This window comes from Moraxella caprae DSM 19149 (assembly GCF_000426885.1).
Lineage (GTDB): Bacteria > Pseudomonadota > Gammaproteobacteria > Pseudomonadales > Moraxellaceae > Moraxella > Moraxella caprae.
The window spans coordinates 65,004-76,851 of sequence record NZ_AUGF01000006.1 but is presented as its reverse complement, the minus strand read 5'-3'; the positions used below and the strand labels follow the sequence as shown (position 1 = coordinate 76,851).

Annotated in this window: 12 protein-coding genes; 11 read left to right on the top strand and 1 reads right to left on the bottom strand. The window is 44.8% G+C overall.

Translation table 11 applies throughout. From position 1 onward, the window contains the following. Positions 1-322: 322 nt before the first annotated feature. The 11 genes from murG to K941_RS0102235 all read left to right on the top strand — a co-directional run bounded on the left by murG (position 323) and on the right by K941_RS0102235 (position 10,563). On the top strand, positions 323-1,405 hold the full coding sequence (gene murG, locus K941_RS0102285; protein WP_265596807.1) for an undecaprenyldiphospho-muramoylpentapeptide beta-N-acetylglucosaminyltransferase: 1,083 nt from the start codon (positions 323-325) through the stop codon (positions 1,403-1,405). Beyond that, the gene (locus K941_RS0102280) at positions 1,402-1,710 is read left to right on the top strand and encodes a hypothetical protein (protein ID WP_029102334.1); all 309 of its coding nucleotides are present in this window, start codon (positions 1,402-1,404) and stop codon (positions 1,708-1,710) included. The genes murG and K941_RS0102280 overlap by 4 nt, the downstream gene beginning before the upstream one ends. Positions 1,711-1,722: 12 nt before the next feature. Continuing rightward, entirely contained in the window at positions 1,723-2,247 is a 525-nt protein-coding gene (locus tag K941_RS0102275; RefSeq protein WP_029102333.1) for a GNAT family N-acetyltransferase, read from the top strand. 298 nt (positions 2,248-2,545) lie between these two features. Beyond that, entirely contained in the window at positions 2,546-3,997 is a 1,452-nt protein-coding gene (gene murC, locus K941_RS0102270; protein ID WP_029102332.1) for a UDP-N-acetylmuramate--L-alanine ligase, read from the top strand. Positions 3,998-4,006: 9 nt separating this feature from the next. Beyond that, positions 4,007-4,267: a hypothetical protein gene (locus K941_RS0102265; RefSeq protein WP_029102331.1), complete on the top strand. Its 261-nt coding sequence runs from the start codon at positions 4,007-4,009 to the stop codon at positions 4,265-4,267. Next, positions 4,264-4,701, top strand: a complete 438-nt coding sequence (locus K941_RS0102260) for a PIN domain-containing protein (protein ID WP_029102330.1) — start codon at positions 4,264-4,266, stop codon at positions 4,699-4,701. Before K941_RS0102265 ends, K941_RS0102260 begins: the two co-directional genes overlap by 4 nt. Before the next feature lie 46 nt (positions 4,702-4,747). After that, on the top strand, positions 4,748-5,656 hold the full coding sequence (locus tag K941_RS0102255; protein WP_029102329.1) for a D-alanine--D-alanine ligase: 909 nt from the start codon (positions 4,748-4,750) through the stop codon (positions 5,654-5,656). 388 nt (positions 5,657-6,044) lie between these two features. Then, the gene (locus K941_RS0102250; protein WP_228130354.1) at positions 6,045-6,791 is read left to right on the top strand and encodes a cell division protein FtsQ/DivIB; all 747 of its coding nucleotides are present in this window, start codon (positions 6,045-6,047) and stop codon (positions 6,789-6,791) included. A 106-nt stretch (positions 6,792-6,897) separates the two neighbouring features. Beyond that, positions 6,898-8,220 carry a cell division protein FtsA gene (gene ftsA, locus K941_RS14470; protein WP_051225806.1) on the top strand — a complete coding sequence of 441 codons (1,323 nt, stop codon included), beginning with the start codon at positions 6,898-6,900 and terminating at the stop codon, positions 8,218-8,220. 179 nt (positions 8,221-8,399) lie between these two features. Next, complete coding sequence (gene ftsZ, locus K941_RS0102240; protein WP_029102327.1) at positions 8,400-9,584, top strand: cell division protein FtsZ; 1,185 nt, start codon at positions 8,400-8,402, stop codon at positions 9,582-9,584. An 85-nt stretch (positions 9,585-9,669) separates the two neighbouring features. Beyond that, on the top strand, positions 9,670-10,563 hold the full coding sequence (locus K941_RS0102235) for a PHP domain-containing protein (protein WP_051225805.1): 894 nt from the start codon (positions 9,670-9,672) through the stop codon (positions 10,561-10,563). Here K941_RS0102235 and truD read toward each other — a convergent pair. Then, a complete protein-coding gene (gene truD / locus K941_RS0102230; protein WP_029102325.1) occupies positions 10,560-11,642 on the bottom strand; it encodes a tRNA pseudouridine(13) synthase TruD in 1,083 nt (360 codons plus the stop codon). The genes K941_RS0102235 and truD overlap by 4 nt on opposite strands. Positions 11,643-11,848: the final 206 nt, after the last annotated feature.

Genomic DNA, 11,848 nt, shown 5'->3' with positions numbered 1-11,848 from the left:
TTGATGATGGGCATTTGACTGATGAACTCGGCGATTTTTTGATTTTGTAGTATTTTTTTCATGAGTGAATTTTGGGGCTAGGATGGCTTGGATGTTAAGCGGTCTATTATATCGAATAATGGCAGAGTTTATCAAAATTTTTTGATGGCTTGTAGCAGCGTGAATTTTGAAAATCTAATGTAATTTGTAGAGAATTTTACACAACTGCCGTAAGATTGGCAAACTTAGCTAAAAGAAAAACTTACACCCACTCATTTTTCCCTTGTAATTTCCCCCATTTTGTTACAAAATAGGGGGTTAATTTTTAAATTAGAGAATAATGATGAATGTATTGATTATGGCGGCAGGTACAGGCGGACACGTTTTCCCTGCGTTGGCGGTGGCGGACGAGCTGACAACTCGTGGGGCGGTGGTGCATTGGCTTGGCACGCCAAACGGCATGGAAAATGAGCTTGTCGCCAAACACGGCTACACCATGCACCATATTGATATGCAGGGGCTTCGGGGTAAGGGATTGGCACGCATGATTAAACTGCCCTTTATGCTGTTTAAAGCGGTTATGGCAAGTAAAAATATCATCAAAAACAATAACATAGACGTGGTTATCGGTTTTGGTGGTTATGTTACTGTACCGGGGGGACTTGCGAGCAAATTATCAGGCAAACCGCTCATCATTCACGAGCAAAACGCCATTGCAGGCATGAGCAACAAGACCCTAGCCCCCCATTCGGCAAAAGTGTTACAAGCCTTTGACGGGGCATTTAGTGGCATGGGCGACAGACTTGTTACGGTGGGTAATCCTGTACGCACTGCGATTATCAACGCCACACCGCCAAGCGAGCGTTATGACTTGGCGGATACATCGCCCCTAAAAGTGCTGGTGGTGGGCGGTTCGCTTGGGGCAAAAGCCATCAATGAAGCGGTGGTAGAGCTGTTAAAGTTGTCCGACAAGCCCCTAACCGTGCGACACCAATGCGGTAAAGACAACCATAACGCCATGTTGGTCGCCTACTCGCAAGCAGAGATTGACACAAGCCTTCATGTGTTTGAAGTCATGCCGTTTATTGATGACATGGCACAGGCGTACAGTTGGGCGGACGTGATTATTTGTCGGGCAGGGGCTTTGACGGTAACGGAGATTGCCAGCGTGGGCGTTGCTCCGATTTTTATTCCGCTACCGCACGCCGTGGACGACCACCAAACCGCCAACGCCAAGAGCCTAACCGAGCATGGGGCGGGGATTTTGTTGCCCCAACATGAGCTGTCGGGCGAAAAACTTGCACAGATTTTGGGCAATCTTGACCGTCAGCAATGTCTAGATATGGCAAATAACGCCCGAGCCTTTGCCAAAACAGACACGACCACACAAGTGGCGGATATCGTGGAGCGTGTGGTTAAGACATGAGTGATATCTCATTAACCCCTTATCAAGTTGTTAGTACGCCTGTATTTGACCGTTCGTTAAGCAAATTACGCAACAGACGTGTAAAAATGCAAATTATTGAACGCCTGTTTTGCATTGAAAATGAAGGATTTTTTGGCGACATCAATTCGGTCGGTGGCGTAGAGCATATCAAACAAGCCTTTTTGGTGGCTGAAAAAGCCCGTGCCAAACTGGATAAAGAAAATAATGAGATAAGTTTGAATGATTTAATCGCCAGTGCCATTGCCAAAGTAATGACCAATCAAAAAAGTGTTCAGTTTAGCTAATTGGGTATTAAAATGTTTTATTATAAAATCAACGACACATTAAGCCTAACCTTGGTGCATTCATCATTTGCTAGTCAGATGGCTGATATTGTCAATGCTCAAAAAGAATATTTGGGAAAATGGCTACCTTGGGCGAATCATTTTAGCGAAAATAGTTATGGTGAGTTTGTTAAATTTGCCTTGCATCAGTATGCTGATGATAAGGCTATTCATACCCATATTATTTATGATGATAAAATCATCGGGGCGGTGAGCTTAAATAACATTTATCATCATCTAAAAAAGGCAGAGATTGGCTATTGGCTACACCAAGAATATCAAGGGCGTGGTATCATGACCCTTGCCGTGCGTGCGATTATGGACATTGCCAAACATACCTATGGCATGGATGTGGTGGACATTAAGGCAGGCGAGCATAATACCCCAAGCCGACAAGTCGCCGAGCGATTGGGATTTGAGTTTTGTGGTATCATTGCCAATAATGAAAACGTTAATGGCGATATTATTAACCATGCGGTTTATATGTATCGGTTTTGATTTGAAAATAATGGGGTAAAATATTTGTCTTGATTTGCTAAATGAAATTTGATTTATATATTAGACTTCCTGCAAAACCCAAAATAAGGAAAACCGTTCGTGGTGAGCTTGTCGAACCATAACGGTTTTCCGCCACCCCTCAACAAGCTCGGGGCGAACGGAAAGCCTAGTTTTGCAGGAAGTCTATTAACAGTTAAATTTTAAATGAATTGGATATTTTAAATTAGAAGTTATCCAAATAAAAAATCATGGTAATTATTTACCAGCCCTATTTAACACCTAAAATAGAGAAAAAGTTATGCCAAATTCAACCAATGTCAAAACCCTGCCCAAACAACTCATTGAAATCCCAGAGATGAGACGGATTAACACCGTGCATTTTGTCGGTATCGGTGGGGCAGGTATGTGCGGAATTGCCGAAGTGCTTGCCAATCAAGGCTATACGGTTACAGGCTCGGACATCAAAGAAAGTGTGATTACCAAGCGTTTAGAGAGTCTGGGCATTACGGTGTTTATCGGGCATGATTCATCCAATATCAAAAACGCTGACGTGCTGGTGGTGTCGTCCGCCATTGACAAAACCAATCCCGAGATTCAGACCGCCTTGCAAGCCCGACTGCCTGTGGTTCGCCGTGCCGATATGCTAGGCGAGCTTATGCGATACCGCCACAGCATTGCAGTGGCAGGGGCTCACGGCAAGACCACAACCACAAGCCTGCTTACGATGATGCTCACCGAAGCGGGACTTGACCCAACTTATGTGATTGGCGGTAAATTGAACGCCTCTGGCAAAAATGCGTCTTTGGGCAGTAGCCGTTACCTTGTGGCGGAAGCGGACGAGTCTGATGCGTCTTTTTTGAGTTTGCGTCCCATGGCGAGCATTGTTACCAACATTGACGAAGACCACATGGATACTTATGGCGGTAGTTTTGATAAGCTAAAACAAGCCTACATTCAGTTTTTGCATAATATGCCGTTTTATGGGTTGGCGGTGGTGTGTGGCGATGATGATGAGCTATATGGCATGATTGATGACATTGCTCGCCCTGTGCTAACCTTTGGCTTTAAAGAGCATAATGACGTGCAAGCGGTAGACGTGGTGGTGGACGGCACTCGCACGCATTTTACCGTATTGCGTAAAGACCGTGAACCGCTTCGCTTGACCTTAAATATCCCCGGTGAGCATAACGTGCTAAATGCCTTGGGGGCGATTACGCTGGCGACCGATGAAGGCGTGGACGATGAGGCGATTGTGCGTGCGGTGGGTAAATTTGCAGGCGTGGGCAGACGCTTTGAACAGCAAGCGGATGTAAATCATGACGGGGGCAATATCCTGCTCGTTGATGATTACGGTCATCACCCTGCCGAAGTGCAAGCGACCATTCGTGCTGCCCGCCAAAGCTACCCCGACCGCCGTTTGGTGATGATGTTTCAACCACACCGTTACAGCCGTACACGGGACTGTTTTAGTGAGTTTGTCAATGTCTTATCGCAGGTGGATAAGCTTATTTTGCTGGATGTGTACAGTGCTGGCGAAGAGCCGATTAAGGGGGCGAGTAGCAACGATTTGGCTCGTTCACTGCGTGAGCGTGGGCAGGTTGAGCCGATTGTGCTAAGTGTCAATGACAAAGAACAAATCGCCCAAGTGCTAAAAGTTACCCTACACGCCAATGACCTTCTTATCACACAAGGGGCGGGCAATGTGGGGCAGATTTGTTTGGAGCTTCGGGATAATAATTTGTATTTATAGGAGGCGAATATGCAAACACAGCCTATTACTAGTATCAATCAAGCGGTCAATTATATCCAGTCATTACCAATATCCATGCAACAAGAAATGATTGATTGGATAAATGTATTTCAATCAGAAATTGGAAAAGATAAAATGAATACCAGTCAAAACTTTTTTGAATCGTGGCAAAATTGGCATGATAAAAGTGAGGTATTTTTGGATAATGATAATTCTTGGGCAGATACCAAGGATAGAAATGATATTGGGCGAGAAGTGAGTTTTGAATGAAACAGTTAATTTTGCCTGATAATAATATCTTTTCAGAATTGACCAAAAAACAACCTGAAATTAACGTTGTGCAAACATTTGAGCGATGTGCCAAAGATAGAAATAAACAGTTAATTTTGGCAATTACGGTTTGGCATGAATTGTTATATGGCTTACATAATATTAAAGCCGAAGAAATTAAAAAGAAAGAGCGAATTTCTGCCTTTCTTTTTAATAATGTTTTGTCTTTACCAATGTACCACTACACCCAAGAATGTGCCGACATTCATGCCAAAATCCGTGCCGAATGCCGAGCAAAAGGCAAAACTTTATCTTTTGCTGACAGTCAAATTGCGTCCATTGCCTTAGCCAATCATGCCCTTTTGGTAACTCGCAATGTGGATGATTTTAAATATATTGACGGTTTGATGATTGAAAATTGGTTTGATAATTAACCAACAATTAACCTTGTGCAATTTGCACTTATATAGAGAATAAAATATGAACAATGTAACAAAATTTGGCAAAGTCGCTGTGGTTTGCGGTGGGTTTAGTGCCGAGCGTGAAGTGTCTTTAAATAGTGGCAGGGCGGTGCTAAATGCCCTGCTTTTAAAAGGTGTGGACGCTCATCATTTTGACCCACAAGAGACCGACATTTCAAACTTGCGTGAGTATGACCGTGTTTTCAACGTGCTACATGGTACTTTTGGCGAAGATGGCAGTTTGCAAGGCGTACTTGACGGCTTTAAGATTCCTTATACAGGCTGTGGCGTGCTTGCATCCGCCATTGCCATGGATAAATTTCGTTGCCGTTTGGTGTGGCAGTCGCTAGGCTTGCCGAATGTGCCTTATGTAGTGTTGCACGATGACAGTGATTTTGATGCGGTGGAGACTGACTTTGGCTTACCGTTATTTGTCAAACCCGCCAGTGAGGGGTCTAGTGTGGGTGTGATGATGATAGAAGAGACAGGCGGTTTGGCAAAGGCGTATCCTAAGCTAAAACAGTATCATGGCGAGATTTTGGCAGAAAAAGCGATTACAGGGGGAGAGTACGCTTGTTCACTACTTGGCGATGATGTGTTGCCAAGCATTCGCATTATCCCTAAGGGCAAATTTTATGACTATGAAGCCAAATACCTGCGTGATGACACGGTGTATCAATGCCCGTCTGACTTGACGCCTGAGCAAGAGCGTGAAATGGGCGAGCTTGCCAAACGTGCTTTTTCTGCCATGGGTGGGCGTGGCTGGTCTCGTGTGGACTTTTTAAAATCTGATGACGGCAAGCTGTATGTCCTAGAAATCAATACCGTGCCGGGTATGACCGACCATAGCCTTGTGCCGATGGCAGCCAAAGAAGCAGGGATTGAATTTGCTGATTTATGTGTGAAGATTTTAGAACAGACGTTATAAATAATGATGTGTTTGCCATAAAGCCTAATATTGGTTGGATTACTGGGTAAATTATAATTTGCTTATTGATATATTAAACTAGGGCGAGTCTGATTTGCCCTAGTTTTTAAACTTATCATATATTTTAAGTGATAACAATGATTGTTTTATATTTTGAATGTCGGGATTGGTACGAATTAACCCCAACAATTTTATTGGTAAAATGTAACGCCATGTAAAAACAGTCATTTAGTGATGATTTTTACTTTAAATTAAAATAAGAATAGGGTAAAATATATAAATTTTAGCCTTGTTTAATAAAATATGTACGCAAGCGTTCATTTTTAAGCTTGTTTTAGCGATACATTTTTGATATTTGGCTATCCAATTGGGTGCAACCGTGGCAGAGATGACAGCAGACCATATCAACCATGAGCATGAGGGGCATGATGACAAGCATTTGTCAAAATCATGGCGATCGGCTTTGGTGACGCTTGGGCTGATGTTTGCCATTGGCTTTTTTGCCATGCAAACCATCGGCAAAAGCCCTGCCAAACCCATCCATGTGGAAGCGTCAAATTTGACCACACCAGAGAGCCAGTCATTGAAACAGGCAATCGCCCCTTTTGGAGAAATACCTTTTTTTGGGGGTAATTTGCACCAAATCCATGACAGTGTGACAAGCTTGTCGTGGGTGGAGCATGCGACCGTACGCCGTGACTGGTATCAGGGCATTACGGTTGAGGCGGTGCCACGCAAGCCCATCGCCAATTTCGGCAGTCAAGAGATGATTGATGCCAATGGCGTGGTGTTTAGACCTGCCGATAAAGGCGATGTCATGAACCCTGATTTGGTCACATTGCATGGCTCGGCGACACAGGCAGATGCCATCATGCGCCAAATGCAGTATGTCAATCAGCAATTTGCTCCGCTCGGGCTGACGGTGGATGATTTGATATTGACACCACGCAACACGTGGGTTATGCGTTTTCATAACGGGCTTAGGGTGGTTGTTGATGATGAGAATACCACACAAAAACTTCATCAGTTGGCACAGATTTTAAATGAGCGATTTGCTGAGCGTATCAATGACATGCAGTCGGTTGATTTGCGTTATAAAAACGGTTTTTCTATTGCGTGGCGAAATAAGAAATAAAGGCTATTTTAAAATTTGATTTATTTTATTTTTGATAGATTTTTAAAACAAGTGTTTTGACAATCTTGTTTTTGGGCAGAGCGATTTCCCCTAATTTTGGTCAATTATGATACCCGATTCTGACATTCATGCGGTGATTCATCTAAGTTCCACGGCGGTTTATACCGTTGTGGGCTATTTTGACGTTCATCATAAAAAAATCCAAATCATGGGACTTGGACTTGCCAAAACGGACGCGTTTTTTGGTGGTCAAATCGTCAATCGTGAACATCTACTCAGTGCCATTCATAAGTCGTTGCGAGAAGCCATTGACATGGCAGGGGTGCAAGTCTCTTATGTCGGGCTGTCTTTTGCCAGTCCTGCGATGATGGGCGAAAACGGCATTCAAGATAAAATCATCACAGGACAAAATCCCACGGGCGACACCCTTGGACGTAAGATAAACCATGATGATGTTCGGGATATTTTAAATGATGCCAAGGTAGGACTGGCACAAAAAGGACATAAAGACGTGCAGTTGTGCCAACAGCGTTTTTGGCTAGATGATGACCAAAGTGGCAAAGATGTTGTGGGCATGTTGGCTCATAAACTGACCGTTGGCTATCATCTTATCAGCGTGCCTAGCATGTTTTATGCCCAAATCAAGGATTTGATGGTCTCAAATAACCTAGAAGTTCATCCCATGTTTTTTGATGGGATAACCAGCAGTGAATACGCCCTAAGCAGTGATGAAAAACAGCGTGGTGTGTGCTTTATTGACATCGGTGCAGCACTCACCAAAGTGTGCCTGTACCAAGAAGGCATGTTGCTCTACACTCGCTGTCTGCCTGTGGGTGGGCAACTGGTGGACATGGACATCGCCAGTACGCTTGGACTGACTTTATTAGAAGCTGAATCTTTAAAAAAACATCACGGCTCAGCGAACGCCAGCAAACAAAGCAAAAGTGATTTTATCACGCTTAAAAAACGTCATCATGACAGCGAATTGACGGTTCATTTGTATAAACTTGCCAGTATCATTGAAGCACGTTATCTGGCATTGCTACATGAGATTTTTGATGAATTGACCGCCAAAGGACTAGACCAGTTCATGGACATGGGCGTGGTGTTGGCAGGTGGCGGGGCGGACATGAGGGATTTGCCCAGCTTGATAGAAAGACAGTTTGGTGTCGGCGTACGTCAAATGGACATCAACCCAAAGGTGGCGGTGCATACCGAACTGCTTAGCGATGATGATATCGGGCTTTTAAAAACACATCTGTCTGACCCGAAATTACATAGTATCATCGGGGCACTCATGTATTATCAAAGTGAGCAGTATGCTCGCGATGAGCGTGGGCAGTTTGGCGATTTGGATAGAGTGGGCTTTTTTGGTCGTGTTGGGCAAAAATGCCAATCATGGTTTGATAAATTAAGACAGCTACTGTGATGATATTGCGATTTTAAAGGTTAGGGTAAAAGATAATAAACGTCTATCTTGGCTACATTTGCCCATTAACAGCTTATTTCAAGCCAATCATTCACCCTGCTATTTAATATGGGGTGAATTGGTGTTATAATATCAAAATAGTTTCTATGCCAATATGATAAAAGAATTCGGAGAAATAAATGTCTAAATATGGTCTTGATACAGATGACGGTCAAGTAAACTACGGTAAAGCACGCTTTATCGTTTTTGGTGTGGGTGGCGGTGGCGGTAATGCGGTCGAGCATATGGTGCAAGAAGGTCTTAATGGGGTGACATTTGTCGCTGCCAATACTGACCGTACCGCTCTTGATAATCTGACCGTGCCACACAAGATTCAGCTTGGCTCGGAAGGTTTGGGTGCAGGTGGTAATCCTGAGGAAGGTCGCCGTTATGCCGAAGAAGACGAAGATGAAATTCGCTCGATGTTAGATGGCTATAATATGGTATTTATCACCGCAGGCATGGGTGGTGGTACAGGCACGGGCGCCGCTCCTGTGGTGGCTCGTGTTGCCAAAGAGATGGGTATTTTGACCGTTGCTGTGGTAACCACGCCATTTGACTTTGAAGGCAAAAAACGCATGAAGTCTGCCAAAGATGGCGTTAGCCAACTAACAGAGCTTGTGGATGCCATCATTACCATTCCTAACCAAAAATTGTTGAAGATTTATAAGCAAATCTCTTTTACAGATGCTCTTAAAAAAGCCGATGACGTACTTCTGCACGCAGTGAGTGGCTTGGTGCAAATCGTGGATACGGCGGATAACGTGGTGATTAACACCGATTTTAGAGACGTGCGTACTGCCATGACTGCCAAAGGCTATGCGATGATGGGTATCGGTCGTGCCAGTGGCGATGACCGTGCCAGACAAGCTGCCGAGAAAGCCATTCGCTCACCACTGCTTGATGACATTCGCCTTGAAAATGCCAAGGGGCTGTTGGTGAACATTACCGCAGCTGAGCTGATGATGAGTGAGCCTGAGGAGATTGCCGAAGCGTTGTCATCGATTGCTGACCTAGAAGAAGGTAATATCTTCTATGGCTATGTCCAAGATGAGAGCATGGGCGATGAGATTCATGTTACAGTCATCGCTACGGGTTTGACCTTGGATGACCGTCCAAAAGTCGCTGTGCAACAAGCTCCGATTCAGAATCTACAAACTGCCCCCGCAGGTCATGTCAGTGCCTTGGAGAGTAGGCAGCAAGCACAACAGGCTCAACCACAGGCACAGTCAGTGCAAGCACAGGCTCAGCCACAGACCGCTCCACAGGTCAAGACACGCATTGATGTGAATAGTTACCTAAAATCACAACAGCATAATAAGTGATATGTTCTTTGTGTAAACCCTACCATTGGTGGGGTTTTGTTTTATTTGACGGTAAAAATAAACAGTAAAATGAGATAAATAATCTATGATAAAAGTGGACTTACACAGTCACAGCACCCGCTCTGATGGCACATTCGCCCCTGCCCATGTAGTCAAGTTGGCTCATGAGATGGGCATTGAAGTTTTTGCCTTGACCGACCATGACACCACCGCTGGCATTGATGAAGCACGGCAAATGGCGAATGAGCTAGGCGTGCGTTTGATTGATGGGGCAGAGATTAGTTGTCATCATCAGATGAATGGTGGCTATGGCAAAAATAAATCCACAACCAAGACCATTCATGTGGTCGCCCTTAATTTTAAGGATAAAGAGCGATTAAATCAAAAACTTAACCATTTACAAAACTCTCGGGAAGCTCGTGGTCATGCCATTGTGGTAAAGATGGCGAAGATATTGGCAGACATGGCGGATTTTGCTCATATTGATGAGCAGGTATTATGGCAAGCGGTATTGGGTAAGGCAAACGGCAATGCCAAAGCCGTGGGACGGGCTCATATTGGACAAGTATTATTTGAACTGGGTGTGGTGCGAACGGTGCAAGATGCTTTTGATAAATATCTGGCGGATAATAAGCCAGCTTATGTTGCCATTGATAGCTTAACCATGGGTCAGACCATAGAGCTTATCCATGAATGTGGTGGGATTTCGGTACTGGCTCACCCCACTCGCTATGATTTGTCCGCCACTCGTGTGCGTAAGCTCATCGCTGACTTTGCCATGCTAGGTGGTCAGGCGGTTGAGTTGCCCAGCCCTAGCGAGCCCATGTCTACCCGAGCGATGATAGACAGATGTGTAGCAGAGCATGGACTCATGGTGTCGGTGGGGTCGGATTTTCACGGGGCAAACATGCCATGGCGAAAACTTGGACAAGTCGCCACACCTAAGGCGGAGCAGGTGGGAGTGTGGGAGCGGTTTTAACGGTTCTCGACCAAATTCTCACACAAAGCAAACAGCACACTGGTGGCAAAACTGCCAGTGGGCAACTCAAAGTCTAGCGTTAGACTGTCATCATGCCATTGCCAATTTAGCCCATGAACCCTTAGACGTAAGGGGCGTTGAGCCAGTTTGACCCCGACCTTTAAGAGTCCATTTTTGATAAGTTCAAATTCATCTTGTGCCAATACCGCCTGATAAATGCGTAGACTCTCATCGGTATTTTTTGGCTCGCCCACCCCAAACAGTGGGGCGGTGGGGTGAATGTCCTGTTCTGATACTCGTCGAATTATCTCATCATCAATATCAGCACAAAAAATAGAACCCGTTCCGTCTAAGTTGAACACATCTCCTGTTACTGCCTTATTCCAACACCCAAGCCGTACTCGCTCACCAAGCAAGGCATTAAACAGCATGCTTCTGGCGGATGACACATATAGGCTGTGCTTATCCATGTCTTTTTTAAAGGGCTTATAAGGCTTGGCAGATGAGAGTATTTTCTCAAAAAAGGCTTTGGCTTGATTGATGTTATCGCCATCACGCCCAAAGCGTTGCTCGCCAAAATAGTTTGGCACGCCTGCCTGCTTGATATGAGTAAGCTGTGCATTGATGGCGGACATCTCGCCTGCCACTTGTCTTAGCGTAATGGTAAAGGCATTGGCTTTGTGCGTGCCACGGTGGAGTTTTTTGTCGTGCCAGTGATGAGCGATGAGCGTTAGGCTTTCACCCTCTTTTAAATGGTTTTTGACAAACTCATCAAACTCTAATGCAGGCATACCACGCTTGGGCAATCTTAGGCTAAACCATTGATACGTCTGGGCATGGCGGTCTTTTAGTCCCGAGTAGCCGACATCACGCATGGCAATGTCCGCCCAGCCCGCCAAAAGTTTGGTGACAAAGGCGGTGTTCATGCCGACTTTGCAGACATGCACCCACAAATGCTCGCCTTGCCCACTAAAATCAACAGTCATCAGCTCTTTGACGATAAAGTCAGTAGGATAAGTCTTAAAATCAGCCGAGATGATGGCAGGAGCAAAAGGGCGGTGTAGGGCGTGATGAGTCATGACAATTCTCTTAAAATTTAGGGCGTGACTGCTTATAAATTGAAAAACGCTCAAGCACAGACTCGAGCGTTTGTATTTTAGCATGACTGTCAAGTGTTGCCAATTATTCTACCACATAGACAGTACGGTCACCTTGTGGCTGTACAGGGCGATTGTTGCCGTTGTAGAGCTTGCCAAGGTTATTTAGCTGTTCGCTGATTGGCTTG

What these genes read in the sequence shown, in the direction of transcription:
- murG (WP_265596807.1), top strand. Translation starts at nt 323, where the DNA reads ATGAATGTATTGATTATGGCGGCAGGTACAGGCGGACACGTTTTCCCT.
- K941_RS0102280 (WP_029102334.1), top strand. Translation starts at nt 1,402, where the DNA reads ATGAGTGATATCTCATTAACCCCTTATCAAGTTGTTAGTACGCCTGTA.
- K941_RS0102275 (WP_029102333.1), top strand. Translation starts at nt 1,723, where the DNA reads ATGTTTTATTATAAAATCAACGACACATTAAGCCTAACCTTGGTGCAT.
- murC (WP_029102332.1), top strand. Translation starts at nt 2,546, where the DNA reads ATGCCAAATTCAACCAATGTCAAAACCCTGCCCAAACAACTCATTGAA.
- K941_RS0102265 (WP_029102331.1), top strand. Translation starts at nt 4,007, where the DNA reads ATGCAAACACAGCCTATTACTAGTATCAATCAAGCGGTCAATTATATC.
- K941_RS0102260 (WP_029102330.1), top strand. Translation starts at nt 4,264, where the DNA reads ATGAAACAGTTAATTTTGCCTGATAATAATATCTTTTCAGAATTGACC.
- K941_RS0102255 (WP_029102329.1), top strand. Translation starts at nt 4,748, where the DNA reads ATGAACAATGTAACAAAATTTGGCAAAGTCGCTGTGGTTTGCGGTGGG.
- K941_RS0102250 (WP_228130354.1), top strand. Translation starts at nt 6,045, where the DNA reads ATGACAGCAGACCATATCAACCATGAGCATGAGGGGCATGATGACAAG.
- ftsA (WP_051225806.1), top strand. Translation starts at nt 6,898, where the DNA reads ATGATACCCGATTCTGACATTCATGCGGTGATTCATCTAAGTTCCACG.
- ftsZ (WP_029102327.1), top strand. Translation starts at nt 8,400, where the DNA reads ATGTCTAAATATGGTCTTGATACAGATGACGGTCAAGTAAACTACGGT.
- K941_RS0102235 (WP_051225805.1), top strand. Translation starts at nt 9,670, where the DNA reads ATGATAAAAGTGGACTTACACAGTCACAGCACCCGCTCTGATGGCACA.
- truD (WP_029102325.1), bottom strand. Translation starts at nt 11,642, where the DNA reads ATGACTCATCACGCCCTACACCGCCCTTTTGCTCCTGCCATCATCTCG.